The organism is Hungatella sp. SL.1.14, assembly GCF_024460495.1.
In the GTDB taxonomy this organism is placed as follows: domain Bacteria; phylum Bacillota; class Clostridia; order Lachnospirales; family Lachnospiraceae; genus Hungatella; species Hungatella hathewayi.
The window spans coordinates 1-210 of record NZ_JANFYJ010000616.1 but is presented as its reverse complement, the minus strand read 5'-3'; the positions used below and the strand labels follow the sequence as shown (position 1 = coordinate 210).

Genomic DNA, 210 nt, shown 5'->3' with positions numbered 1-210 from the left:
AGAAGGAAGGATCTACGCTGCTGTATTCAACCAACGGAACAGAATACAGTGAGACGGCCCCGACCTTTACGGAAGCAGGAACACATACCGTATACGTAAAGGCGACGAATCCGAATTACAAGGAAACTGAAGCCGTAAGTGCGGCGGTAGTGATCAGGCCGAGAAATGTGACCATCACGGTGAACAGCGCGTCAAAGACGTATGGAACTA

At 50.0% G+C, this 210-nt stretch carries 1 protein-coding gene; it reads left to right on the top strand.

The window, feature by feature from the left end:
* A partial coding sequence (locus NE473_RS32515) for a hypothetical protein (RefSeq protein WP_256265760.1) occupies positions 1-210 on the top strand: 210 nt, incomplete at both ends.